We start from the raw sequence: 24,423 nt of genomic DNA, 5'->3' as shown, positions 1-24,423 counted from the left end.
TACGGAACAAGCTGCCGAACGCATGTTGTTCCCCACGGGAGCCGGGCCGCCGACGTACGATCGCTGATCTTCAGCTGATCGCGACGGTGGAAGTCACCGGGCCGTCAGGTGGTCAGGCGCATTCCGGACTGAGCCGGCGGCGGGTAGCACCGTCAGGAGGCCGTCTGCGAAGGTTCGCCGCCAGTTGATGTAGTCGTGCCCGCCGGTGAATTCGGCGTACGTCACCGGATATCCGCGCTCCTGCAAGGTGTCACGCATCCGGCGATTGATCGACAGCTGATCCGGAACGCCGTCGTCGTACACCTGGGTCTCGCGGTTGCCGACGTCGAGATAGAACCGGAGCGGCTTGCGTGGTTCCTTCGCGTACTCGCGGATCAGCCATCCTGGTTCACCCTCCTGGAGTTTCGGCCACCAGAAGCTTCCGGACTGGGAGATGACCGCACCGAAGACCTCCGGAGCGCGTAGCGCGATGTACGCCGCGGTGAGCCCGCCCAGCGACGAACCGGCGATGACGCAGTCGTCAGGGTTGTCACTGAGGCTCCAGCGACGTCGCGCCCACGGCATCAACTCACGGGTGACGAAGTCGGCCATGGCCTGGTTCGGGCTGAGTTCCTCCAGCCGCCGGGTGGCGACCTGACCGACGAACAGGGCGACCACCGGTGGGATCCTGCCCGCGGCGATCAAGTTGTCGAGTGTGGTGTGCATGCGGAGGGTAGTGCGGCCGAGATACCCGTCGAACACCACCAGCGTCGCCAGGCCCTCGGTCGAGGTTCCCGGCGGGCAGTACACCGAAAGATGCCGAGTCTCCCCCATCGCCTCACTCTCGAGCGACTCCTCGGTGATCGAACCACGGGGAACGTCAGGGCAAGGCGTCGACCAGGTCTCCGGCTGTGCCGCCGGCAGTTCCAAGGTGGACAGCCAAGTGTCCCAGTCCGTCCCGTCGGCAGGATCGCGCGGGAACTGGAACGGCCGCGGGTTGGCGGCGTCGATGTGGGACGGGCCCGCGCCGTCGGCGTCGTGCGGGGTGGAGTCGGCATCGCCGTGCCGGATGTAGTAGATGGTGCGCAGATCGGCGGGCAGCTCCTGCGTTCCGTACCACAGGTCTGTCTGCTCGAAGCGCTCCAGCGGGAGGTTGAGCTCCCAGCCGATCGTCGTCGACTCGGCATCTCCGCGCCAGACGAACGTGACCAGGACGCGGTCCTCGTCCAGCGGCTCGACGATCGGCGTACCAGAGGCGGTGACGTCGTTCCAGAAGGCTTCGATTGCAGCGGGTCCAGCGACCCGGAATTCGTCGTACAGGCGGTTGATCCGTGGGCTGACCGGCATCAAGGTCCTTTCGTCGATCGTTCAACTCGGCGAGAAGTTGATTCTGGACCACGGCCCCGACACGGTCGAGCGACCGCGGCTCATCCTGACAAGATTTCGGCAGGGTCGGCGCGCTATGGAAGTACTGATGGGGTCGCAGAGCTCCCGTGATCCAGCAGACACCTCCGAACCGCTCGTGCGTGCACGAGTGCGGTGATGTCTGCCCGATCCCGAATCGCCGTTCGTTCCGCCGTCACGGGATCGTGTCTTGTCCAGCTCGGATCCGGCGAGTCAGTTCCAGGCGGACATGATGTGCTCGGGCGTGAGGTGGGTGATGTCTGGTGCGGTACAGCCGCTGCGGGTGACCGCGATCAGCGGTGTGTTGTCGGAGGCCCCTGGTAGTTGTGATCTGTGGTGGATGAGGCGTGCGAGGTCGCGGGAGTCGAATGGCTTGTTCTCGAGCCACTTGATCGATCCGACCGCCGTGATCTTCTTGGCGATCGGCGCCCGGTCGGCGCCGACGATGTCGATCTCGGGGTCGTTGGTGCGGGTCCAGTAGCCACCAATCGCGTTCGTCTCCTCGGGGAGGGACCCGTCGGTCAGGCGCCAGAGGGCGCCGCGGATCACGGGCTCGACAGCTCGGCCGCGCCAGGTCGTCCAGTTCGCACGAATCGTTTTCAGGACCCGATCGCCTCGACCGCGTTCGATCAGCGGGATTGCCGGGTTTACGAAGGACAGCCAGAAGCGCAAGTACGGGTCATCGATCCGGTAGCGCGTCTCGCGGCTCGGCCGAGTGGACAGGGGTGTGTCGGCGGCGACGATCCGGCGTGCTGTCAGCAGGTCCAGTGAGCGCTTGACCGAGCCTGGATTGAGGTCGCCGGACGCGCGTCCGATCAACGTGAAGGCGCGCTCGCCGTGGCCGATGGTGGTCAGTACTCGGCGCGCCTGGGCTTCGGTGGGGAACTCGGCCGCGAGTGTGCGTTCTCCGCTGACGAGTAGCGCCGAGGTCGGTCGGTCTACTGCCTGCTCCAGGTAGTCCATCGGGCCTGCGCCTGAGGGCCACTCCTCGAGGATCAACGGGAGGCCGCCACTGATGAGGTAGGCGTCGAGTGCATCGGCGGGTGGCAGGTCGAGCATGCGGCCGACTTCGGCTGGATTGAGCGGAGGGACGACCAGTTCGGTGCCGCGTTGGTAGAAGGGCCGGCCGTAGGTGTTCAGCTGCTCCATCATGGCGAGGTCGGAGCCGATCAGGATCAACAGGACCGGAAGCTTGGACAGGGTCCGGTCGTAGGCCTTCTGTAGCGCGCCCTCGAAGGTTGGGTCCTCCTGCACGAGGTAGGGCATTTCGTCGATGACGACGATGCTGGGTCTGTCGGTCGGGAGCACGGTTGTGAGCAAGCTCAGGGCTGCGTCCCACGTCTGCGGAACGGTGAAGTCCGTGTAGCGTGATGCCTCGGGCAACGACGATGCCGCGACCTCGGCACTGAAGGCGGCCAGATCCCCCTCCCGGGATCCGCCGACCGCGGTGAAGAAGACGTGCGGGAGTTCAGCGCGGTCAAGAAACTCTTCGACCAGCCGGGACTTTCCGACTCGCCGCCGGCCCCGGATGAGGACGGCGCGCCCCCGCCGGGTCCCGCGGCCGCGAGTACCGACGGATCCGAGCAACTCGTCGAGGAGACCGAGCTCGGTTTGCCGTCCGACGAATCCGTCCACTTGTGAGAACCTCCATTCGAGAATACTTGCATAGATGATAGTTTCATAGATGCAAGTTTCGCAAGTGAGAGTGATGCGACGAGCGGAGATCTGGCGGCGGGATTACAACGTGATGCTCACCCGGCCGCACGAGCTGGCCGCCCTTCTGCTCGACGTCCATCCGCCTAGGACGGATGGTCCGCCGATCGGCTGAAGGCGGCAGCGCGCCGACCGCCACCGACAACAGGCCGATCGTGTAGTACGCGCTGCACTGGCGCACCGGACCGGGAAGGGTGCCGGTGGGCCTCAGTCCGCGGTGAGTACGTCGATGTCGAGCTGCCGCAGCCGCGCGGGGTCGGCGAGGATGTCGATGGCAACAATCTTGCCGCTCGTGATGGTGAAGCTCATCACCGCCATCGGCTGCCCGTCGGCCACGGTGATCAGACCGGCGTTGCCGTTGACAAGCACCGGCCGCGGGAAGGCGGACAGCCGGCGGAATGTCAGGGGGCCTGGCCGGCCACCGAGGCAGCCCCGCGGATCTCGGTCCAGCCGGCGCCCGCGATCAGACCGCGGTCCGCACGCAGTACGGCGTCTGGACGCAACAGAGTGACCAGTGCGGCGAAATCCCCGTCGCGCGATGCCGCCTGGAATGCCTCGACCACGCGACGTTGCAGGGCGAGATCGGGATCCGGGGCCGGTGCCGCCGTACGCACCCGGCGCCGGGCGCGACTGGCCAGCTGCTTGGCCGCGGGGACCGTGCGCTGGAGGATCGTCGCGATCTCCTCGAACGGCACGCCGAACAGATCATGCAGGACGAAGGCGAGTCGTTCAGCCGGCCCGAGCGACTCGAGAACCACCAGCAGCGCAAGCCCGACCGAGTCGGCGATCAGGACCTCGTCCTCAGGATTGACCGTCTCGTCGCGGCTCACGATCGGGTCGGGGAGATGTGCCTCGTACCGCGCCTCGCGGCGGGTGGTGCGACGGCGGAGGAGATCCAGGCAGACCCGGCCGACGACCGTCGTGAGCCAGCCGCCGAGGTTCTCCACATCGCTGGTGTCGGTGCGGTTCAGCCGCAGCCACGCCTCCTGCACCGCGTCGTCGGCCTCGCTCAAGGAGCCGAGCATCCGGTAGGCGACCGCCTTCAGCTGCGGCCGGTGCCTCTCGAATCCGTCGGTCAGATAGTCCTGCCGGTTCATCGCTCACCCTTCTCCGTCCACTGTCAGAGACCTGACGGATCAAACCGGGCCGAGGTGACTGATGCAGATGTCACCCACTGTCGGTGTGGGCGCAGCACTGGCCGCGTCGGCTTCCGGCGAGGCCTTCGGTACGGCGGATCGCCGGCCGGCGAGAGGGATGGACGACGAGCTGCTGGCCATGCGGCTGGACGGCGGCTTCCACAGCCACTTCGCGCGTGTCAACGGCGTACGACTGCATTACGTTGCCGGGGGCAAAGGTGAGCCGCTGGTGCTGGTGCCGGGCTGGCCGGCGACCTGGTGGAGTTATCACAAGGTGATGCCGCTGCTCGCCCAGCACTATCGGGTGATCGTCGTCGACATCCGCGGCATGGGCGCCTCGGAACGCCCGGCCGGCGGCTACGACAAGAAGACGATGGCTCGCGACATCTACGAGCTGGTCCGCAGTCTCGGCTACCGGCAGGTGAACATCGCCGGGCACGACATCGGGGTGATGGTGGCCTTCAGCTTCCCGGCCAACTCCTGCAGGACCGGTCCAGGCACCTGATCGACTGGCACTATGGCATCGGTCTACGGGACCAGGACAACGTCACCGACGCAGACCGCCGCGTCTACACCTCCTGGTACGACGATCCGGACGCGATCCGGGCGTCGAACGGGTGGTACCAGGCCGTCCACCAGGACATCGCCGACATGAAGACCTACGCCAAGGTCACCATGCCGCTGCTGGGGTTGATCGCCGCCACGTCGCGCCAGTGGTTCGAGTACACACTGCCGCAGATCGCAACCGACATCCGCGGCATCATCACCGTGGACAAGGCCCTCCACTGGCTGTGCGAGGAAGACCCGGACCTCGTCACGAAGTCCTTGCTCGACTTCCTGGCCTGAGTGGAGGCGACGACGCCCGGCGATGTTCGTCAGGTCGCCCTGGTGTTCCTCGACCCCAGGGCGCGAGTACGAGCTCGGTGTTGGGAATCCGTTGGTGCTCACTGGATCGGACGGTTGACGCACCGTCCTGTAGTGGCTTGGGATGGCCGTCGAGGGTGCGGAGACACGAGAGGCGGCATGTCGATGAGGCAGGGACCGGGCCTCGACCTGGCGCAGGAGCTGCTGGCCATGGCGGCCGAGGATGAGGCCGTGCGAGCGGAGCTGGTGGCGGACGGGTCGCTGTTCGAGGGCTATCACTCCCGGATGGCGGAGGTCCACCGGCGAAATGCCGAGCGGCGTTCCTGGTGCTTCAGCATGCGATCGGCTCGCCGGCGGTGATGCGGCGTGGTCTGCCGCTCGTACAGGCGGCCGCGATGGGCGGGGACGTAGATCCGGTCCAGGTTGCGATGCTCGAGGACCGCATCCTGAGCTTCGAGGGGAAGCCGCAGCGCTACGGCACTCAGTTCGACTGGGACGAAGACGGCCTGCTCAACCCCCTCCCGATCGCCGACCCGGCGGACGTCGACGTACGCCGCCGCGCCGTACGCCTCGACTCCCTAGCCGAGAACGTTGCGCGCATCCGCGCCAATGCACTGCGGGACGGCCACCAGCGACCAGACAACGCGGCCGCCCGCAAAGAGGCGGCCGAGTCCTGGGCTCGCTCTGTCGGCTGGCGGACGTGACCGTCGACCCTACGACGTCGGCGGCAAGGTGCTTGGACAGGACGGTGTCGATGCGTCGGGTGGTGGCTTCACCGATGCATCTCAAGCTGACGCTGGTGGTGACAATCGCGTGCTCGGGTTTCGACGAGCTGTTGGAGCGGATCGTGTCGCGGTTCGCGCGGGTCGAGCCGCGTCGTGGGTAGCGTCCGAGCCGAACTGATGGACCTCGCCACACAAGCTGACGCCACGAGCGGAGACGACCGGTCCAGCTTGATCTGGTCTACCTGGGCTACTTCACTCGTCGCCGCCTGCCGCCGTCTCGCGGGGACGCGTTCCACCGGCGACCAGGAACGTCGGTGCTACTTCGCAGAGCGCTGCGACGTCGCGGCCGGCCCGCAGCACCGTGAAGTCGGGTCGTACCAGTGCGGCGGCAGCCTTGCCGTCTGCGAGCCACTTGTACAGGGCTGAGCCGGGTGCCACCTCGAGCACCTCGGTCCCGCGGTCCGCCAGTGCCGCCCGCTGCTCGGGCGAGAGCGGTACGGCGGTCACGAACACGAACCCGCCACGAGTCACGTCGTCGTACCGGATGTCATCCGTCAGAGGCGCGTTCGGGCACAGCCGTCCGTTGAGGGACTTGCGGAGTCTGGGTCGATCCACGAGATCGGACCGGGGCAGCGGTGGTGTCTCGCTGTCGAGGAGGCGGTCGCGGAGGCCGGGGACCCAGTGCAGCCGCGGAGCGATAGCCCTGCGTAGCAGGCCACCCATTCGCCCGCCCTGCGTCATGGAGACGCCGATGAGCTTGGCGAGTTTGATGAGCGTCCGGGCGTGTGGCTTGCGCTCCACCTCGTAGGTGTCTAGCACCGACTCGGGCAGGTCGTGGGAGAGGACGCCGGCGATCTTCCAGCTGAGGTTCATCGAGTCGCGGAGTCCGGCGCACAACCCCTGTCCGATGAAGGGGGGCGTCAGGTGGGCGGCGTCGCCGAGGAGGAACACATTGCCGTCTCGCCAGCGGTCGGCCAGCTGGGCCCGGAAGGTGTACTCCGCGACACGCACCAGCTCGAGCTGGTCGCTGGGGATGCCCTCGACCCATGGTCCGATGAGGCGCCGGAGGGCTCGAATCGATTCGAAGTCAGCGGCGGTCTCGCCCGCCTGCAGCCGGAACTCCCAGCGGTAGCGGACGTCGCCGATGCGCATGTACGTCGCCGCGCGTTCGTTGTCGCAGACCTGGTGCACGCCTTCCCACTGGTCGAGCTCGACCGTGCTGGCCACGTCGATCACAAGCCAGCGCTGCTCGAACTTGAGATCCTCCATCGTCGAAGCGATCGCCGTGCGCACCACGCTGTTGGCTCCGTCGCAGCCCAGCACATAGGTTGCCAGAACGGACTCGTGCTCGCCGGTGAGCGCGTCGGTGAAGTCCACCCGGACCCGGCCCTGGCCGTCTTGGGCGACGTCGGTGACCTCGACGTTCCCGCGCAGGCTGACCGTGGTCTGGTCCTTGAGGTTGGTGCGCAGCAGGTGCTCGAGTTCGGGCTGGTCGAACATGTTGGCCCTGGGGTGTCCGTGCCGGCCGTGGTCGCCGTCGCGGTCGAACACCGCGAACACCCGGTGGTTCCGGTCGATCAACTGCAGCCCGCGAGTGGGCCGGGATACGGCTGCGAACTGCTTGGCGATGCCGAGCCGCGCGAGGACCCGGTAGATCTCGTCGTCGAGGTGCACAGCCCGCGGCTGGGGGTAGACGCCGTCCCAGCGGTCCAGGACGAGGCAGTCGACGCCGTACTGCCCGAGAAGGGTGGCGGCGGTGACACCGACGGGGCCGGCCCCCACGATGACGACGGGAACCGGGTCGGCCCGGGTCTGCTGAGAACGGTTCATCGCAGGTCTCCGACCACGAGAAGCAGGAAGCTCAGGGCCACCAGGCCGAGAACGACGGCCGGGGCGATCTCGCGCAGGCCGTCGCCGTTGCGCAGATGGGCGACGATGGCCCCACCGAGGAGCATGAGGAGTCCCGCGGCGGCCAGGGCACCGATCATCGGGACGAACGCGCCGACGAGCAGGCCGACGACGGCGAGGACCTCGAGAAGGCCGATCCGGCGGTACGCCGAGACGCTGAAGCCCACGTGTTCCGCCTTTGCGCGCATGGCGGGTACGGCGGCGAGCTTGGCCGAGCCGAGTGCGGCGAAGGCGACGACGAGGATGCCCGCAAGAATCGAGGTGGTGGTCATGACAGTTCCAATCTCCAGGTGATTGCGAAGTGGTCGAGTGCTTCCTTGACCGAGGTCTCGTCGGCGCCACGGGCCAGGCTGACGACGGCGACGACCGCACCGTCCTCGAGCTCTCCGCGGACGCCGGTGACCGTGGGCATGTCGCGGAGCGCGTCGGCGACGGCCGCTCGGGTGGCCTCGGCGCGCAGCGCGGGTTTGAACGGCTTGCCCACGAGGGTGACGGGGAGTGTGTCCAGCACGGTGACGGCCTTGGGCGCCGCCGCCTGCTCCGGCACGCGGTCATACGCCCAGGCACACAGTTCCTCAGGGGTCGCGCCGGCGCCCGGAGCGAGCGTGACGAACGCGACCGGCACCTCGCCGGCGTGCACGTCCGGACGACCCACCGCCTGCGCGGCCGAGACCGCCGGGTGTGCCAGCAGCACGCTCTCGATGACCGCCGGGTCGATGTTGTGACCGCCGCGAATGATCAGATCCTTGGCCCGGCCGGCGAGGTGGATGAAGCCGTCGGGGTCGATCCAGGCCAGGTCTCCGGTGTCCAGCCAGCCGTCGCGCAGCTTGCCCATGCCGTCCAGCACGGGCCCATCGGGCGTCCGGCCTGTGACATAGCCGGGGAACACGGTCGGCCCGCTGATGGCGAGCACCCCGACCTGACCGGCAGGAAGGTCGACCCACTCACCGTCGGTGGTGATCTGGACGGCCTTCACGTGCTGGTACGGCAGGCGCTGGCCGACGGACCCGGGACGCGAATAGTGGGGGAAGCTCAGTGCGCTGACACAGGTGGCCTCGGTCAGGCCGTAGCCCTCGACCAGCCGGATGCCGGTTGCGGATTCGAAGCCGTCCCGGACGGCTTGAGGAAGGGGGGACGCGCCGACGACGGCGAAGCGGAGGCTGCTGATATCGGCGTCGATGGGATGGCCGGCGAGGACGGAGTACACGGTGGGCACGGCGCTCATCGTTGTCACGCCATAGCGCTCGATGAGCTTCCAGAAATGCCTGTAGAGCGCCTGGTCGCGGTAGCCGTCTGGGCCTGCCCAGACGACCCGGAGGCCCCTGAACAGGGGCGCGAGAACGGTGACGAGGAGGGCGTTGACGTGGAAGAGCGGCAGCGCTGCGAACACCACCGCGTCGCGCAACAGGCCGTTGGCAGCGATCATCCAGGAGTCGCTGACCTCGTTGGCGTGGGTGTGTGCTGCGAGTTTCGGCGTGCCCGTCGTGCCGCCGGTGTGGAAGACAGCGGCGAGGTCGGTGGCCGAGGGTGTTTCACCCACGAAGGCGTCGGGTGGCTGCTCCGCCGCGAGAGTGGACAAGCGCCCGACGCGCACGTGGTCGATCGGGTGTAGCTCCGCCTCGGCCGAGCCGGTCCGCGTCGGGCCTAGGGCGAGGAGGGCTTCCATCCCGGCCTCGACAGCGAGCTCCCGGGCACTCTCCCAAACCTCGGGCGCGAGTTCAGGACCGGCAGCCACGAGGACCCGGGCGCCCGACCTGCGCAGGAGCTCGGCGATGTGCTTCCCGGAGAGCCCGATGTTGATCGGCGCCGCGATCCCGGCGAGCTCGGCGGCCAGGATCGCGGTCACGAGCTCGTCGCAGTTCGGGGCGAAGAGGGCGACCCCGTCGGTTCGGCGTACCCCGAGCGTGTGGAGCACGTTGGCGTAGCGATGCACGTCCATCAGCAGCTCGGCGTACGTTCGCTCCGCCGGCTGCTCCCACCGTTCGCCGTCAGGGAGCACGGACAGGGCAACGCGATCCGGCCAGAGGCCGGCGGCCCGGACAAGTAGCTCGTACGTCGTGCCCGGAAGACCGCGGTCGGCGAGCGGCACGACCTCGATCGCAGCGACGTCGCCGGGCCCGTCGTACGTCGGCCAGATCAGCTCGCCCATCAGGCGGCCCTCACGCCAGTGCGCTGCCGACCGAGGTCGATCGCGCCGTCATCGGTGCCGATGGCCACCTCGACGACGTCGCCGTGCTTGAGGTACTTGGGGTTCTGGGCCTGCCGCTGGAAGAAGATCTTCCACTTCAGCGCGGGCGGCAGGAACGCGGCGATGATCTCGACCGGCTTCGGCGGTGCGCTGAGGGCGGTGCCCTTCGGGGTCCCGGTGAGGAGCAGGTCACCGGCGTCCAGCCGCTGGAACCGGCTCAGCGCCTGCAGGGCCTCGAGCGGGGAGTAGACCATGTCGTCGTCGACCACCGAGTCCTGGCGCAGCTCGCCGTTGACCCAGAGGCGCAGGCGCAGGTCGCCGAAGCGCTTGAGCTCGTCGTCGTCGAGCAGGACCAGCGACGGCCCGACCGGTGTGAAGGTTGGGTACGACTTGGACTCGAAGAACTGGGTCTTCGGCAGCTGCACGTCGCGCGCCGAGACGTCGTTGGTCACCACCAGGCCGGCGACGAACGAGGTCCAGTTGTCTGCGGTGACCTGCGTTCCCACCGGCAGCTCCCGGCCGATCACCAGGCCGATCTCGACCTCGTAGTCCAGGAAGCGCACGTGATCGGGGCGGACGATGTCGTCGAACGGGCCGCTGAGCGATCCCGACGTCTTGCGGAAGAACGTCAGCGGGATGGTTTCCGGGTCGAGCCCTGAGTCCTTCACGTGGCTGGCGAAGTTCGTCATCTGCGCCACCACCCGGCACGGCGCCGTCACCGGGGCCACCACGTCGAGGGTGGCCGGGTCGACGGTTGTTCCGCTTCCCCGGGCGGCCTCGATCTGGTCGTGCTCGGCGAGCAGCCCGCCGGTGGTCGTGGCGTCGGTGTCGATGCGGGCGGCTCCGCCGGGAGTGCGGACCCACCAGGCGTCGGGCGTACGAAGGATCGTGATGCTCATGAACTCGTCACTTTCAGGAGGCCGCGCAGGCGGGTCAGGTCGAACTCGTTGTCGTCACGCAGCGAACGAGCCATCGACACCAGCTCGTGTAGCGCCTCTCGTCCTGGGGTGAGGCCCAGGAAGTCCTTGGTGGCTTGCGGTCCCCACTGGGCCAGCCCGGACACCGTCATCGGCGACCAGCCAGGCTCCAGGCTGGAGTCGAATAGGTCACCGTCGGCGAAGTGCTCGACCAGGAGCCCGTCCGGGTCGCGCCAGTAGTCGAAGATCTGGCTCCCCTCGATGTGACGACCGATCCCCCACGAGCGGTGGAAGCCGAACTCGCGGAGGTACTCACCGCCGGCGGCCATCGCGTCGAGGTCTCCGACCTGGTACGCCGAGTGCACGTACCGGTTGCTGGGACCGAGCATCATCGCGAGCGTGTGGTGGTCGGTGGGAGTCATGCCTCGGTCGCAGCGGATGAAGCTCATCGTGGGGCCGCGCTCGCGTTGCCCCTCGTAGTACTTGAAGTCGCTGACGATGAGACCGAGGTTCTCCAGGTACCAGTTCAGGGACTCGACGTACCTCGTTGTCTGGAGCACGACGTGGCCCAGTCGCTGGACCTTTGCGGGGGCACGCGGCGGGCGCTGCGTGGTGTTGGAACGCCGCACGTCGTGTCCGAAGTTGAGCACCTGCGTCGGCTGCGACGGCAGGGTTGCGAGCTCGTGGGTGTCGGCGACAACCCGGACCATGACCCCACTCGGGTCGGTCAGATCCACGGTGAGCCCGCCGAGGTGCTCCGGCAGCTTTTCGGCCTTCGTTCCGGTGGCGTCGGCGAGTCGCGCCACGTCGGTGGAGTCGGCGGCGCGGAAGGCCGCACCGAGGTACCTCGAGCGTCGTCCGCGCCGGACGATCACACAGGGCGCGCCGGAGTCTGTCCCGCGCAGCTGCAGCTCGTCCGCCGTACGGCTCACGGTGGTGAACCCGAACGCGTGCGCGAAGCGCTCCGAGCCGACCAGGTCGGGTTTGACGAACTCGAGCCAGGCCAGGTCGAGCACCTTGATGACAGGGTTCTTCGCGCGTCCCGGGTGCTCGGCGGGCAGCGCACCCCGCTCGCTGTGCAGGTCGTTGTGCGTCCCGTGGTGACTGCTCATTGCTACTCCTCAGATGGTCTACTGACGTAATCGTCACTTATGAGTACATGATCAGTCAAGAGGTCATTGAGGTTTTCGTCATTTCTGACTGGGGCCACGCTAGGATGGGTGCCACACAACCGAGACGAAGACGCACAGGAGCGGTCTTGAGCAACGCACCCACGCAGCAGACGAACCGGCTGGACCGTCGCAAGGCCCGGACGCGAGCAGCTCTCATCCAGGCTGCGCAGACGCTCATCGCCGAGGGCAGGACCAACGTGCCGATCCTGGAGATCACCCAGGCCGCTGACGTCGGGATGGGATCCTTCTACAACCACTTCGAGACCAAGGAGCAGTTGTTCGAGGCAGCGGTCGAGGCAGTGATGGACGCCTACGGCCAGCTGCTCGACAACCTGACGGCCGACATCCAGGACCCCGCCGAGGTGTTCGCCTGCAGCTTCCGGCTCACCGGGCGGCTGCACCGGCGGGAGCCCGAACTCAGCCGGGTCCTTCTCAACAACGTGCTGCGGTTGCTGAACGCCGACAACGGCCTGGCACCACGCGTCCGGCGGGACATCGCGGCCGCCGTGGATGCCGGCGTCTTCGACGTCCAGGACCTCGACGTAGCCGTCACGATGTCTGCCGGAGCCCTGATCGCCCTCGGCCACCTGCTGCACGCGCAGCCGGACCGCGACGTCGAGGAGACCACGGACCGGGTGACCGAGGATCTGCTGCGCATGTTCGGCGTACCGCGGCGACGGGCGCAGCGGATCTCCACGCTGCCGTTGCCGGACATCGACGCCACCCCCGGCAACGGCTCGGCGACCTGACGATTCGCTCCTGCCCAGCGTTCGGCGAGAACCGGCTACCAGCGCCTCCCGCGGCAGCCGCAACCGCTCGACCCTGACGAGCCCACGGAACGATGTCCGCCGACGCGAGCGACTGGACGGCTGCTGGGCAGTTGGGTTGCGCGTACTAGAACCGACACGAACCCGGTCCTGTCGGCAGAACCGAGCCTGCGCCGAACCCTGTCGGTTCAGTTGGCGCAGGCGCGAGTCGATCTGGTACCCGACGACAGGTCGTGGACGTATGTCTCGCCTCAGCGCGGACAACGCAGTGGTGGCGCGTCAGCAGGGTTTCCCCGGGCGGCTCTCTCACAACCGGCGGCTACTCATCTCGAGCCAGGCAACTGAGGATTTCGGCACATCTTCACAGCCAGCCGGTTGACCGATCTGCAGTACTGACGATAACGTCAGTACTGCACATACATTACAAGTGGCCTCATCAGGCCGGAATCTGAAGGTGGTAGCTCATGACTCAGCACACGAACTTCTCCACGCGGCTGGATGATCTGCAGAAGCGGGTTGCGACGGCCAAGTCGGCGGTGCAGACGGCCGCGACCGAGTCCGAAGCGCAACTCGAGGAGCGGATCGACCGAGCCCAGTCCAACCTGGACCAGTCAGCCCAGAACGCACGGCAGGAGGTCTCGCAGGCCGCCGACAACGCTCGGGTGAAGTGGGCGCAGGTGAAGGCCGGCGCCGCGGCCAAGATGAGCGACGTCAAAGCAAACATGGACAAGCGGACCCGCCAGGTGGACGCCAAGGCCGCCGCGAACGACGCGGACTGGGCAGAAGCTGACGCGGCCGAAGCCCTCGACTTCGCCGACTGGGCGGTCGAGAACGCGCAGCTGCTCATCCTCGATTCCATCCACGCCCGCGCCTACGCCGACAAGCTCGCCAAGGCTGCAGACAACTCGTAGGCCCAGTCGGACCGGTGGTCGGCAAGCACCAGTCCTCCTTACAGCACTCGCGCCGCCGGGCAGGAATGGTTGACGACCTGCCCGGGCGGCACTACTGAAAGGAAGTTGCAATGACTAATGGTGCTGGGGGCGTGGGCGGCCCGCTCTTGGGATCGCTCGCTGGTGACACTGGTCGGAGTGTGGGCCATCAGCCGCGGGGGTGATCGAGATCTTCGCGGGCTTCACGCTGCGCCAGGTCGGCAAGCAGGCGCACCGGCTGGTCGCATGACGGCCGGCCGAGCGACCAGTTCCGCGAGCGCTCCGGTCAGCCCGGCACTGCTGCGGCATCTCCGCGAGCGCAGCAAGCGCCGGGAGAACCGGGTTGCCGACCAGATCACGCTGTTCGCAGGCTCGATGAAGTTCGTATACATCCATGCCATCTGGTTCAGCCTGTGGATCAGCCTCGGCGTCGAGGACTATCCGTTCGGCCTGCTGACGATGATCGTGTCCTTGGAGGCCATCTTCCTGTCGACATTCGTCATGATCAGCCAGAACCGAGCCGACGAGAAGCGCCAGGTGATCGCGGACGAGGCTTGGCGGACAGTCAAGGACGAGGAGCAACAGAACGAAAGGCTGCTCCGCCTGTCCAACGAGATCCTCGATCTAACGAAAGAGATCCACGCGGCGAATGCTGCAGCCACGCCGACGAGCTGTGCCCGAGGTCAGTAGATGGCGGCACGCCGCGACAATGAGGGAGTAGCGACATGAACCGTCCACGGCATCCCGCGCCGCGGCGGGCTCAACACTGTGAGGGTTCTCGAGGCAAGACTTGGCAGCAAGCCTGCAGTTGGTACGCATCTTCGAGGTCGGGCTGTCAGCGGTCCTCGGCGAAGACGGTCTTGGCAATTTGGATGGCCGACATCGCTTTGGGCCAGCCGGCGTAGAACGCGAGGTGGATGATCGCCTCTTTGAGCTCGGCTTCGCTGAGGCCGTTTTGCCGGGCGAGGCGTAGGTGGTTGGGGAGCTGTTCGAAGCTGCTGGAGGTGAGCAGGCTGGCCACGGTGATGAGGCTGCGGTCACGCGGGGGGAGTTCGGTCCGCTTCCAGACATCGCCGAACAGGACGTCGTCGGTGAGTTCGACGAGTTTGGGGGCGAAGTCGCCGATGGCTCGTTGCGCTGGGGTGGGTTCGGGCATGAGGTGGATCCTCCGGTCAGGCGTCGAAGTCGGTGCTGCGGCTGAGGGTTTCCCACGTATCGGCCTCGGTGCGGAGCGCGTCGAGGGCGGCGCGGAAGCCGTCGGAGGTGTCGTTGCCGAGCAGCAGCATGTACGGCGGGGACTCGGACTCGACGGCCTGGATGAGCGCGGTGGCGGCCTTGGCCGGGTCGCCGGGCTGCTTGCCGTGCCCGGTGTCGTGTTCCTTGCGACGTTTGCCCGCGGTGTCGGCGTAGTCGGCGATCGGTGTCGCGGACTGGGTCAGTGACCGGCCGGCGAAGTCGGTGCGGAAGCCGCCTGGCTCGACGACCATGGCGGTGATGCCGAGCGGCGCGACCTCCTTGCGCAGCGACAAGGTGAGTGCCTCGATCGCGGCTTTGACGGCCGAGTAGTACCCGGAGCCTTCCGGGCAGATCCGCGCGCCGATGGACGAAAGGTTCACGATCGTGCCGCTACGGCGGGCGCGCATGCCGGGCAGGACGGCCTTGATGGTGCGAACGGTGCCGAAGACGTGGGTGTCGAAGAGTTGGCGGACGGCGTCGTCCTCGCCTTCTTCGACAGCGGCGCGGTAGCCGTAGCCGGCGTTGTTGACGAGTACGTCGACGGCGGCGAAGCGTTTCTCGGCGGCATCGACAGCTGCGGTGACCTGGGTGTCGTCAGTGACGTCGAGCGGCAGCGCGAGTGCGGTGTCGGGGTACTTGTCGGCCAGGTCCTGCACCTTCGCGACGTCGCGGGCGGTGACGACGGCGTTGTGGCCGCGGTCGAGGACAGCCTCGGCGAACGCGCGGCCGAGGCCGGTCGAGCAGCCGGTGATGAGCCAGGTGGTCATGGTGTTCCTTTCTGGATCCTTGTTCGGAGATTGTCAGTGCAGCCCAAAGCGGAAGCCACCGCGTCGCTGTGCGTGCATGGGACGTCAGTCGATCCTGCGGCCGCCGAGAGCGCTGACCATGGCGGGGTCGCGGTGGTCGAAGAACAGGCTGTTGCCGGTGTCGAGGGTGTCGATCTGCTTGAGCTGGTCGTCGGTGAGGGTGAAGTCGAAGATGTCGAGGTTCTGGGCCATCCGGTCGGGGCGGACGGACTTGGGGATGACGACGACGTCGCGCTGGACGAGCCAGCGGAGCACGACCTGGGCGACCGACTTGCCGTGGGTCTCGGCGATCGCGGTGAGGACGGGGTCGGTGAACAGGTTGTTGCGGCCTTCGGCGAACGGCCCCCAGGACTCGATCTGTACGCCGCGCTCGCGCATCAGCTCCTGGTCGGTGACGCGCTGGTGGAAGGGGTGGGTCTCGATCTGGTTGACCGCCGGGGTGATCTCGTTGTGCTCGATGAGGTCGACGAGCCGGTCGGGATGGAAGTTGGAGACGCCGATCGCCCGGGTGCGGCCTTCGGCGTACAGCCGCTGCATGGCTCGCCATTCGCTGTAGTAGTCGCCGAGCGGCTGGTGGATGAGGTACAGGTCGAGGTGATCGAGGCCGAGCCGGCGCAATGAGGCATCGAAGGCGCGCACGGTGTCGTCCTCGACGCTGCCGGTCGGGGCGTGCTGGATCCACAGCTTCGTCGTAACGAACAGGTCGTCACGGGCGACACCGCTGGCGACGATGGCGGCGCCGACCGCTTCCTCATTGCCGTACGCGGCGGCGGTGTCGAGATGGCGGTAGCCCGCCTGAAGCGCGGCCTCGACCGCCGCCTGAGTCTGGTTCTCGGGGATCTGGAAGACTCCGAACCCGAGGATGGGCATGGTGATGCCGTTGTTCAAGGTGACGGTCTGATCCATGTCGCCCAGCCAACACCTGTCTGCATCACAGGTGGGAGTCCCCGGTGTAACAGGTACCAGCAGACCCTCCCAGTACGAACACGCCCGCCCGTACGGTGAAGATCGTGAGCACCAAGGACGACGTACGGGAGTTCCTGACCAGCCGGCGCGCGAAAGTGACCCCGGAACAGGCCGGGCTGCCTACCTTCGGCGACAAGCGCCGCGTCAGTGGGCTGCGCCGCGAAGAAGTCGCCCTGCTCGCCGGCGTCAGCGCCGACTACTACACCCGCCTCGAACGCGGCAACCTCGCCGGCGTTTCCGAACAGGTCCTCGACGCCCTCGCCCGGGCACTCCGCCTCGACGACGCGGAGCGAGCCCACCTGTTCGACCTCGCCCGGGCATCGGTCGGCCCGGTCCGCGGTTCACGCCGTACCGCTGTATCCAAGGTGCGCCCCGGGGTACTGCGGATCCTCGAGTCGCTCACTACGCCGGCGTACGTGCGAAACGCCCGCACCGACATCCTCGCCGCCAACGACCTCGCCTTCGCCCTGTACGGCGGCATCCTCGACCGCGACCGGCTGCCGTTCAACGTCGCCAGGTTCCTGTTCCTGGACCACCGGGCGCCGGAGTTCTTCCTCGACTGGGAGACAGTCGCGGACGACTCGGTCGCCGCCCTGCGCGCCGAGGCAGGCCGCAATCCGCACGACAAGTCGCTCACCGACCTGGTCGGCGAACTGGCGACCAGAAGCGACGAGTTCCGCACCCGCTGGGCACGTCACAACGTCAAATACCATCGCACCGCCACCAAACGCCTCCACAACTCCCTTGTCGGAGATCTCGAACTCACCGGTGAAGCCATGGAACTGGCCGGCGACGGGCTGGTGATCATCACCTACACCGCCGAACCCGACAGCCCGGCCAGCGAAGCGCTGCACTTCCTGTCCAGCTGGGCCACCACCCAACACGCCACCGCTCCTGTCCGAGACCAAGGCGGTTCCTGAGACCACGGCTGAATTGGCTCTTGCCTGTAGTTGTTCGGCTACCGCCGCGAAGCTGAGATCGACTAGCAAACGATCCGGGGTCCCCACGGGTGTGGCGTCAGGTTCTTCACTGAACTCGTCACGAGAGTCACCTCGTGCGGTTGTTGTGGGGTGGAGCGCTTGGGGCGGCGGCTTTGGCGGGCGGTGTCGTAGGGAATTCGACGGGTCGGCGGACTGTCTTGCTTGGGGAACGGTCGGGGCCGTAGATGTTGATTTCCTCGATGGTGTCGTCGGTCTTGCGGATGATGTGGCTGACCTGGGCCCAGCGGGCCACTCGGCGCCCTGGGCTTTGTGCGCCGCCAGTTTGTGCGCCGCCAGGGACTCTCCGCCCCAGAACTTCAAGAAGTCTTGATTTCCTACAGCGACCGCTCGCCGGACTTGGGCCCGACGAGCGGCTCGTTAGAGGGCGTCTGCTGAGGGTTCGCTGGCGGCCCGCTGGTCGCCAGCCAGGTCCGCATCTCGGAGTTCCAGGCCTTCACGGCCTGAGCGTTAGTTGCCGGGGGCCACGGGCGCCAACCGTGGCCCCGCATCGGTCAACTCCGCTTGAAGTACTCCGCAACCTGGGGACCGACGGCGGCCGCGATCACCGCGGGCACGACCACCGCCAGCGTCGCCGGGTCGAACGACACCCGCCCGGTCGTGACGTACTGGATCAGCGGGACCACGGCGACGGTCGTCAGGGTGCCGACCGCCACGCCGGCCAGGTGGCGCAACTGGAGCAGGACCAGCGTCCAGAACAGATACGCCGCCACTAGCACCACGACGCCCTGGACCAGCGCCCACGACATCCGCCCATACGCCGTCAGCACCGCGTGGTCGTGCGACGAGAACAGCAACCCGCTGAGCATCGCGACCGCACCGATCACCGCGAGCTGGAGCAGGTTCAGCGCCATGATCACGACGAGGCTCCGGGCGAAAAAGCGGACCACGACGCCGTTCGCCCGTCGCCCGACCGAGGTTGCCAGGACCGTCGTGGACCGGCCCGCGAGCTGCTCGGAGCGCCGTACCAGCTCGGCCCTGGTCTCCGGGCTGACCCGGTCCAGGCTGTTGACGTGCTCGATCATCTCCGGCGGCAGGCCGAGCTTTATCGGTTCACCGCGCCGCAGACCGCGAACCGCAAGCACGAGCAGGGCGCACAGCAGCCCGAGGACCACGGCAACCTGGACGAGGAACGCCCGCGCTCCGGCCGTGGTCGGGCCGAACGAGCTGAGCACGATGACCACGGTCAGGAACGTCGGCACCAGCGGCTCGAGCAGCCGCAGCCGGTACAGCCAGCTCGGGATGACGAGGAAGCTGCCCGGAGACGTCGTCAGCGCCTCGCGATAGCTGGAGCCGGCGAACGGATGCGTCATCTCCCGGTTCCAGTAGTCGTCCCAGGCCTCCGGCGGATCCAGCTTGCGGTAGTTGTTCTCGATCGTGTGCGCGACGACGTCCTCGGACAGCGTCACCTGGTCGAGCAGCGGCTGCCTGTCGGGCTCGGGTACCCGGACCGTCACGTCACCGGCCGACTGGACGGTGGCCCGGGCCACCCGGTGCGGGATGCCACCGTAGCGGCCGAACAGCGGGTCGCCGTACAGCATCCGGTACTCGGATCGTCCCAGGCGCGGACCGAGAACGGCCCCGAGGACGAAGTACGCGACGACCGAAACGAGGATGACCGCTCCAGTGCGCGCGACGACGTAGGCGGGAAGGACGACCGAGTTGATCGCCACGAAGGACAGGACTGGATACATTCTTCCGCTGTGCATCCGGATGAACAGCAGGACGTACAACAGGGCGCGGACCACCCGTACGGCCACCGGTGTCCGACCCGAGATGCCGTCCCGCGTCCGCGCTGCGTCCTCGGCCATCGCGCCCCTCGACCAGGGTCGACCCGATCCGCCCGGCGCCGCAACCCCTCGCCAGGTGATGTACTGGGCGCATGCTGGGGCCGAGCATGTACGCCGCCGCCAGCCAGGAGGCCGGCGGACTGGTGAACCTGGTCACTGCGGCCAGCCGTCAACTACTGGTTCCTGCTTAGCATCCAGTTGTGGCAGCTGCAGACGACCCCAAGGTGACCGGCGCGCAGGAATGGTCGCTGCCGTTGGACGTGACGGGCGACGCCAGGTACTCGGAGGAGCGGGATCGGGTTCGCGCCACACTGAAGCGTTTGCAGGCGTACGACGGGGACATGCTGTGGGATCCATCGACGTCAACGCTGACGATCCAGATGACGACAGAGGACGCCCTTCAGCAAGCACGACGGCTCCTGCTGGTCACGAACCCGACGTGGTTGCGTGTGATGTTCGTGCAGGTTCAGTACTCCACCCTGGAACTGAGGGAACTCGCCGTCCGACTCCTCGGGCATCGGCGGCGGCGTCGACTACCGCGCGAGCCGGGTGCAGTTGCTGGTCGACCGCAACCACGAACACGCCAACACTCTGATCCAGGCCATCAACCACTTGAACGATCCGAGAATCAGCCTCGAGCTCTACACGTCCACCGGAACCGACCGCCGATCCCGCTGAACGATTGGGAACCTCGGACACCCTCCGGGGACCCGGAACCGCGTGCCTTGTCCGAGGTCCCATTCCTATCCGAGGTGGTCCGCGGCCGAAGGCGCCCTGCACGATCGAGACATGCCCGGCGTGTCGCGGTTGTCTGCTCAACGCTGGATGGGGCGCCGAATTCGCGAACGTGGCAACGATGCGAATCGTTGTGACGTGACGCACAGTCACGGTCAAACGATGGCTAAGGCAGGCCATGGTCCGTCGTGGGCGGGGCGCGGGCTCAGGTCCGTTGCAACGGTCGCGATGGCAAAGAGTTGGGTAAAGGATGACCTGGAGACACCAAGAAACCCAGGCCACGCTCGTGACCTGGGCTTTTGTGCGCCGCCAGGGACTCGAACCCCGAACCCGCTGATTTCCAGCTGAGGTTGATCACCGGTCACCTACACCATCGACCACAACCAAATGACACTGCTGGCCCGATCCGGCATCGGCCTCGATCTGAAAGCGGGTTAGAGCGGTAGACCGTTGTCGTCGGTTGTCAGTGACTGGCCTTGGAACGCGGTGAGTTCGCCGTCCGCCTGCTCGATGATCGTGCCGCCGTCCTGCCAGATCGTTGCCTCAGTTCGGGCCGGAGGTGTTTGGTGTCGTGACGCACGGCGTGCTGTTGTCTGGGGATTGGGTGCCATGACCGATGTCCCGCCGCTGCCGGTGGTCTTCGCGGTGGGTGCGTTCGCCGCCGTGGTCGGGGGAGAGGTGAAGATCAAGGGAGACGTCGAGATTCCCGAACTGGAGCTCGCTGATCATCGCGACGGCCGTGCTCCGCGGACAACTGGTGCGCAAGCGACTTATTGTTCTCGTTTCCGCCGACCGCGGTGCCACGAACGGACTCGGGTGAGGACAATTCCACACACTACGTAGGTGAAGAATATGGTGAAGCTGAGCGCCTGCAGTACGGAGCCTCCGATTGAATCTCCTGACAACCATCCCAGGCAGAAGCCGATCAGGGCACCTAGTGGAACACCGACCAGGAGCAGCGGTGCTGGTCGTAGCAGGGGACGGCGCGCACAGCTCACCGTCCGAACGACTGGCGGTGAGGTCTCCGGTCGTCGTCGCTCTCCTAGGCGGGACCGCATGGCTCGCGGTCGCTCGTGTGGTGGCCCAGCGCGCATGAGCCCGGGTGCCCGGAGCCGCCCGGAGGTCCTGCGCGCCATGGCTGCGCGACGACGCGATTTCTAGGACGATGCGTCGTGGACCAGGTCAGGTTCATTGACAGCCGAGTCACGGGCGTGGATGGCCGCGTGGTCGACGTCGCTGTGGGTCACGGCCAGGTAGACGACGAGGGCAGCGAAGAGCAGCAGCCCGAGCGCGGTGACCGGGCCGGTGCCCCAGCCGACGCCACCGTCGTGGGTGCCCTTGCCCACCCAGTCGGCGACCGAGGCGCCGAGTGGTCGGGTCAGTACGTACGACGCCCAGAGGGCGACCGTGACATTGAGGCCGAGCTTCCGCAGGCCGAGCGGCACCACGATGAGTACGGCGAAGAGCAGGATCGACCAGGTGAAGCCGAGGCCGAAGTCGATGGCGGTGGCGTCGCCGACGGCGGTGCCGAGGCCGAAGGTCATCAGGACGACGCCCCAGTAGAACCGCTCGCGCCGGGCGGTGGTGATCGAGTGCACCGAGATGGTGCCCTCGCTGCGCCGCCACCAGATCAGCAGGCCGCACAGCAGCACGAGGTAGACGATGGAGTCGAACCAGTACGGCGTACCGAGTGCGACGTGTGGTCCGTCGGCGATCATCGTGCCGAAGACGGCGACGCTGAGGACGGTGGCCCAGTAGCGCACCGGGTGGTAGGTCTCGGACTTCAGTTGCAGGTAGAGAGCGACGGAGAAGCCGCCGACCCCGATGGCGGCGGCCAGCGGGATGCTGACGGTGCCGAGGAAGTCCGAGCCCGTCTCGCCGATCCCGGTGGTCAGCAACTTGACCACCCAGAACATGAGGAAGACCGCAGGGACCTTCGGAGCCGAGAACACTCGTGTTTGCATAGGCCCGAACGCTAATACCCCCAACCTGAGAGTCACCTGAGCGCGCCAGGTGGGTTCTCTGGCGGCGACCTGTTAAGGGTCGAACGCCCAGATGTACTCCTCGCCTTCGCAAGCCGCGTGTGGTCGAGGATGTCCTGTTTGTTGGAGGTGACGATCACCGAGCAGGGTGCCTCGACGATGACCGGTGCGGCTAGCGACGTGCTCCTTGCCGCGGACGCGGCCCAGCCACTCGCCGTTGTCGCGGATCCAGACGTCGAGCTCGACGGTGGACCGTGGGATCGGTAGCGGAGATGTCCGCTTTGGTCAGCTGGGCCACTCGCTCGTCCAGGTCGTCGACGAAGAAGTTGACTGCCGTACGACCGGCCTTCTCAGCGTCGTTGAAGATCTGGATCACGCCACCGTCGATCAGATGCCGTTCGGCCAAGGAGTCCATCGGGCGTTGATCGGCTGGACGCCCGAAGAAGGCGGCATACCAGTCGCAGGCTTCGTCGAACCCTGCGACCGGTATCACTGCTGGTACTGCGTTGATCGCCATTGATCTCGCCTCTCCTGTCCGTCCGAGTGTTCAGTTGCGTAGCCGGTACCCATGGTCTGAATTCAGGTCCGTGGATCCGGTCGTCAGGCGCGGTGGCCGCGCAGGAGCATGATCGAGCGCGGACGGACGGTGACGTGATCGCCGGCAGCGAGCGCGAGCCCGATGTCTTGGTGATCGAGTTGGTCGCGGCCGATGGTGACGCCCGATCGGGTTGGCTCGTCGTGTCGGCCAGGGTGGCGGCGTCGCCCTTGGTCTCAGCACCCTCCTTTCGCGCCGAACAGTCCGGGCCAGGGGGTCGGTACTGCTCGATTTGGTGTCGCTGCGCCGGCAAGGTGGCGCCCATGCTGCGTAGCCGGCCGGCCGGCCACGAACCACCGTGGGACATCCGGTCGGCAACCGGGCTGAGGTTCAGTGTGGTCATCCCCGACCGGTCAGGTCGACGATCTGCTGGAGGCAGCCGAGCGGCGATTCCAAGCGGTAGGTGATGCCGCTAGCTGGATCGCCTCATTCACCGAGCTTCAGGTCCGCTGCATTGCGGCGCCCAAGAGGAGGCGTGAGCGGGCCTTGGCGGCGGCCTCGGAGCGACGGCGGGCGCCGAGCTTGGCGAGAATGTTGTGGACGTGGTTCTTGACGGTGCTCAGCTCGATGCACAGACAACCGGCGATTTCCTTGTTGGACAGGCCGTCGTCGATCAGTCCGAGTATCTCGCGTTCCCGGGCGGTCAGTTGAGTCGCGCTGGACTGGTCATGCGGCGATTGGCCGGAGGATCCGATCCGGCGAAGCATGGCGGCGGTGACCCTTGGTGGGCAGGCCGAGTCGCCCCGGGCGACGGCCCGCGCGGTCGTGACGATGTCGCGGAGCGTTCCCTCCCGGGCGACGAAACCCGGCGACCCCGGCCGCCACGCACGCGATGATCGACTCGTCGTCTTCCGGCGTTCCCAGGGCGACCAGGCGCGCTCCGGGACAGGTTGCGGGCAGCGCGGGTATGAGCTGGGTTCCGCACTCGCCGGACACGTCCACGAGGATGATGTCGGGGTTCACAGGATCTCGTGACGTGGTGCCCGGGAAGGTCGGCGCCGTACCGATGACGTCGATTCCGGCGATCTGGCCCAGGGCCGTCGCGAGATTCTCGCGATGAACTCGAACGGGACCGATGATCGTGATGACGAGCGGTCTGGTGTCGCGAGGCCGTCCCGTTGCGTCGCGGCTCGTCGTCGTTGCATCCACCAGTGCTTGTGCCATGGCCCCTCCCCGACGTACGACGTTCCGGGTCGCGCCCCGCGATTCGCCGCACTCCTAACGCGGCGAATTCTCCCCTCCTACAGAGTGCTACACCGGTGCCGGTCGCGGGAGGCCCAAACCTGGAAGGCCCGGATCTTTCGATTTAGCCGGTGCCATCACACAGCAGGATCAGACCAGGTTCGGTGCGGGAGGCAGGTCGTACGCCGTCTTGTCGTCGACCTTGGCCGCGCGGCCGTCGAGAGTGAAGTGGACTCGGCCGGTTGGGTAGATCCAGATCTCGTCGAGGCTGCGCGCGCGGAACTCCGTCAGCATCGCCGTACTCGCGTTCTGCGGCGGTCTCGTCGTGGTCCAGTAGCCGATCTTGGCCGGCCGTCCGAGCAGGGCCTGCACGGTCGCCTTGTCCTGATGGACGATCCGCGTCCGCAAGTTGGTCAATCGTTCGGGCATGT

The 24,423-nt window shown here is 67.1% G+C and carries 27 protein-coding genes; 8 read left to right on the top strand and 19 right to left on the bottom strand.

Translation table 11 applies throughout. The features are described from left to right. Positions 1–93: 93 nt before the first annotated feature. From ACXC9Q_RS17515 to ACXC9Q_RS17500, 4 genes are all read right to left on the bottom strand, one after another. Positions 94–1,326 (bottom strand): alpha/beta hydrolase-fold protein, encoded by a 1,233-nt coding sequence (locus ACXC9Q_RS17515; RefSeq protein WP_457057575.1) that lies wholly within the window; start codon positions 1,324–1,326, stop codon positions 94–96. 270 nt (positions 1,327–1,596) lie between these two features. Continuing rightward, entirely contained in the window at positions 1,597–3,018 is a 1,422-nt protein-coding gene (locus tag ACXC9Q_RS17510; RefSeq protein WP_457057574.1) for an ATP-binding protein, read from the bottom strand. Between the two features lie 285 nt (positions 3,019–3,303). Next, on the bottom strand, positions 3,304–3,465 hold the full coding sequence (locus ACXC9Q_RS17505; protein WP_457057573.1) for a hypothetical protein: 162 nt from the start codon (positions 3,463–3,465) through the stop codon (positions 3,304–3,306). 32 nt (positions 3,466–3,497) lie between these two features. After that, complete coding sequence (locus ACXC9Q_RS17500) at positions 3,498–4,193, bottom strand: sigma-70 family RNA polymerase sigma factor (RefSeq protein WP_457057572.1); 696 nt, start codon at positions 4,191–4,193, stop codon at positions 3,498–3,500. Positions 4,194–4,254: 61 nt separating this feature from the next. Between ACXC9Q_RS17500 and ACXC9Q_RS17495 the strand changes: the two genes are divergently transcribed. From ACXC9Q_RS17495 to ACXC9Q_RS17480, 4 genes are all read left to right on the top strand, one after another. After that, positions 4,255–4,737 carry an alpha/beta fold hydrolase gene (locus ACXC9Q_RS17495; protein ID WP_457057571.1) on the top strand — a complete coding sequence of 161 codons (483 nt, stop codon included), beginning with the start codon at positions 4,255–4,257 and terminating at the stop codon, positions 4,735–4,737. 146 nt (positions 4,738–4,883) lie between these two features. Continuing rightward, complete coding sequence (locus ACXC9Q_RS17490; protein ID WP_457057570.1) at positions 4,884–5,078, top strand: hypothetical protein; 195 nt, start codon at positions 4,884–4,886, stop codon at positions 5,076–5,078. Between the two features lie 183 nt (positions 5,079–5,261). Continuing rightward, positions 5,262–5,456 (top strand): hypothetical protein, encoded by a 195-nt coding sequence (locus tag ACXC9Q_RS17485; RefSeq protein ID WP_457057569.1) that lies wholly within the window; start codon positions 5,262–5,264, stop codon positions 5,454–5,456. After that, on the top strand, positions 5,423–5,800 hold the full coding sequence (locus ACXC9Q_RS17480) for a DUF6624 domain-containing protein (RefSeq protein WP_457057568.1): 378 nt from the start codon (positions 5,423–5,425) through the stop codon (positions 5,798–5,800). Before ACXC9Q_RS17485 ends, ACXC9Q_RS17480 begins: the two co-directional genes overlap by 34 nt. Before the next feature lie 273 nt (positions 5,801–6,073). Here the strand turns inward: ACXC9Q_RS17480 and mhpA are convergent, their stop codons facing one another. From mhpA to ACXC9Q_RS17455, 5 genes are read right to left on the bottom strand one after another with little or no spacing between them, the layout of a single operon-like run. Beyond that, positions 6,074–7,651 (bottom strand): bifunctional 3-(3-hydroxy-phenyl)propionate/3-hydroxycinnamic acid hydroxylase MhpA, encoded by a 1,578-nt coding sequence (gene mhpA / locus ACXC9Q_RS17475; RefSeq protein WP_457057567.1) that lies wholly within the window; start codon positions 7,649–7,651, stop codon positions 6,074–6,076. Beyond that, on the bottom strand, positions 7,648–8,001 hold the full coding sequence (locus ACXC9Q_RS17470; protein ID WP_457057566.1) for a DoxX family protein: 354 nt from the start codon (positions 7,999–8,001) through the stop codon (positions 7,648–7,650). Before ACXC9Q_RS17470 ends, mhpA begins: the two co-directional genes overlap by 4 nt. After that, entirely contained in the window at positions 7,998–9,878 is a 1,881-nt protein-coding gene (locus ACXC9Q_RS17465; RefSeq protein ID WP_457057565.1) for an acyl-CoA synthetase, read from the bottom strand. The genes ACXC9Q_RS17470 and ACXC9Q_RS17465 overlap by 4 nt, the downstream gene beginning before the upstream one ends. Next, positions 9,878–10,816: a fumarylacetoacetate hydrolase family protein gene (locus ACXC9Q_RS17460; protein WP_457057564.1), complete on the bottom strand. Its 939-nt coding sequence runs from the start codon at positions 10,814–10,816 to the stop codon at positions 9,878–9,880. Before ACXC9Q_RS17460 ends, ACXC9Q_RS17465 begins: the two co-directional genes overlap by 1 nt. Next, on the bottom strand, positions 10,813–11,946 hold the full coding sequence (locus ACXC9Q_RS17455; protein ID WP_457057563.1) for a VOC family protein: 1,134 nt from the start codon (positions 11,944–11,946) through the stop codon (positions 10,813–10,815). The genes ACXC9Q_RS17460 and ACXC9Q_RS17455 overlap by 4 nt, the downstream gene beginning before the upstream one ends. Positions 11,947–12,092: 146 nt before the next feature. Between ACXC9Q_RS17455 and ACXC9Q_RS17450 the strand changes: the two genes are divergently transcribed. The 3 genes from ACXC9Q_RS17450 to ACXC9Q_RS17440 all read left to right on the top strand — a co-directional run bounded on the left by ACXC9Q_RS17450 (position 12,093) and on the right by ACXC9Q_RS17440 (position 14,392). Continuing rightward, a complete protein-coding gene (locus tag ACXC9Q_RS17450; RefSeq protein WP_457057562.1) occupies positions 12,093–12,755 on the top strand; it encodes a TetR/AcrR family transcriptional regulator in 663 nt (220 codons plus the stop codon). A gap of 482 nt (positions 12,756–13,237) precedes the next feature. After that, positions 13,238–13,684 (top strand): hypothetical protein, encoded by a 447-nt coding sequence (locus tag ACXC9Q_RS17445; protein ID WP_457057561.1) that lies wholly within the window; start codon positions 13,238–13,240, stop codon positions 13,682–13,684. A gap of 264 nt (positions 13,685–13,948) precedes the next feature. After that, positions 13,949–14,392, top strand: coding sequence for a DUF1003 domain-containing protein (locus ACXC9Q_RS17440; protein WP_457057560.1), 444 nt, complete (start codon positions 13,949–13,951; stop codon positions 14,390–14,392). Positions 14,393–14,537: 145 nt separating this feature from the next. Here ACXC9Q_RS17440 and ACXC9Q_RS17435 read toward each other — a convergent pair whose 3' ends face one another. The 3 genes from ACXC9Q_RS17435 to ACXC9Q_RS17425 all read right to left on the bottom strand — a co-directional run bounded on the left by ACXC9Q_RS17435 (position 14,538) and on the right by ACXC9Q_RS17425 (position 16,650). Beyond that, the gene (locus tag ACXC9Q_RS17435; RefSeq protein WP_457057559.1) at positions 14,538–14,858 is read right to left on the bottom strand and encodes a carboxymuconolactone decarboxylase family protein; all 321 of its coding nucleotides are present in this window, start codon (positions 14,856–14,858) and stop codon (positions 14,538–14,540) included. A 16-nt stretch (positions 14,859–14,874) separates the two neighbouring features. Further along, positions 14,875–15,705 (bottom strand): oxidoreductase, encoded by an 831-nt coding sequence (locus ACXC9Q_RS17430; RefSeq protein WP_457057558.1) that lies wholly within the window; start codon positions 15,703–15,705, stop codon positions 14,875–14,877. Positions 15,706–15,789: 84 nt separating this feature from the next. Next, complete coding sequence (locus ACXC9Q_RS17425) at positions 15,790–16,650, bottom strand: aldo/keto reductase (RefSeq protein WP_457057557.1); 861 nt, start codon at positions 16,648–16,650, stop codon at positions 15,790–15,792. A gap of 104 nt (positions 16,651–16,754) precedes the next feature. On the opposite strand from ACXC9Q_RS17425, the gene ACXC9Q_RS17420 reads away from it, so the two are divergent. After that, entirely contained in the window at positions 16,755–17,630 is an 876-nt protein-coding gene (locus tag ACXC9Q_RS17420) for a helix-turn-helix transcriptional regulator (protein WP_457057556.1), read from the top strand. Between the two features lie 572 nt (positions 17,631–18,202). Here ACXC9Q_RS17420 and ACXC9Q_RS17415 read toward each other — a convergent pair. From ACXC9Q_RS17415 to ACXC9Q_RS17385, 7 genes are all read right to left on the bottom strand, one after another. Next, positions 18,203–19,519, bottom strand: a complete 1,317-nt coding sequence (locus tag ACXC9Q_RS17415) for a hypothetical protein (RefSeq protein ID WP_457057555.1) — start codon at positions 19,517–19,519, stop codon at positions 18,203–18,205. A 1,257-nt stretch (positions 19,520–20,776) separates the two neighbouring features. After that, positions 20,777–20,962 (bottom strand): hypothetical protein, encoded by a 186-nt coding sequence (locus ACXC9Q_RS17410; RefSeq protein WP_457057554.1) that lies wholly within the window; start codon positions 20,960–20,962, stop codon positions 20,777–20,779. A gap of 428 nt (positions 20,963–21,390) precedes the next feature. Beyond that, a complete protein-coding gene (locus ACXC9Q_RS17405; protein WP_457057552.1) occupies positions 21,391–22,197 on the bottom strand; it encodes a COG4705 family protein in 807 nt (268 codons plus the stop codon). 190 nt (positions 22,198–22,387) lie between these two features. Next, positions 22,388–22,732 (bottom strand): VOC family protein, encoded by a 345-nt coding sequence (locus ACXC9Q_RS17400; RefSeq protein ID WP_457057551.1) that lies wholly within the window; start codon positions 22,730–22,732, stop codon positions 22,388–22,390. Positions 22,733–23,250: 518 nt separating this feature from the next. Continuing rightward, positions 23,251–23,517 (bottom strand): response regulator transcription factor, encoded by a 267-nt coding sequence (locus tag ACXC9Q_RS17395; protein WP_457057550.1) that lies wholly within the window; start codon positions 23,515–23,517, stop codon positions 23,251–23,253. Beyond that, positions 23,477–23,974: a hypothetical protein gene (locus ACXC9Q_RS17390; protein ID WP_457057549.1), complete on the bottom strand. Its 498-nt coding sequence runs from the start codon at positions 23,972–23,974 to the stop codon at positions 23,477–23,479. Before ACXC9Q_RS17390 ends, ACXC9Q_RS17395 begins: the two co-directional genes overlap by 41 nt. 168 nt (positions 23,975–24,142) lie before the next feature. Continuing rightward, the gene (locus ACXC9Q_RS17385) at positions 24,143–24,421 is read right to left on the bottom strand and encodes a hypothetical protein (RefSeq protein WP_457057548.1); all 279 of its coding nucleotides are present in this window, start codon (positions 24,419–24,421) and stop codon (positions 24,143–24,145) included. Between the last annotated feature and the right edge of the window lie 2 nt (positions 24,422–24,423).

The sequence above is a fragment of the Kribbella sp. CWNU-51 genome (genome assembly GCF_054073265.1).
The sequence above is the reverse complement of the archived record's forward strand: the minus strand, read 5'-3'. Positions and strand labels throughout refer to the sequence as shown.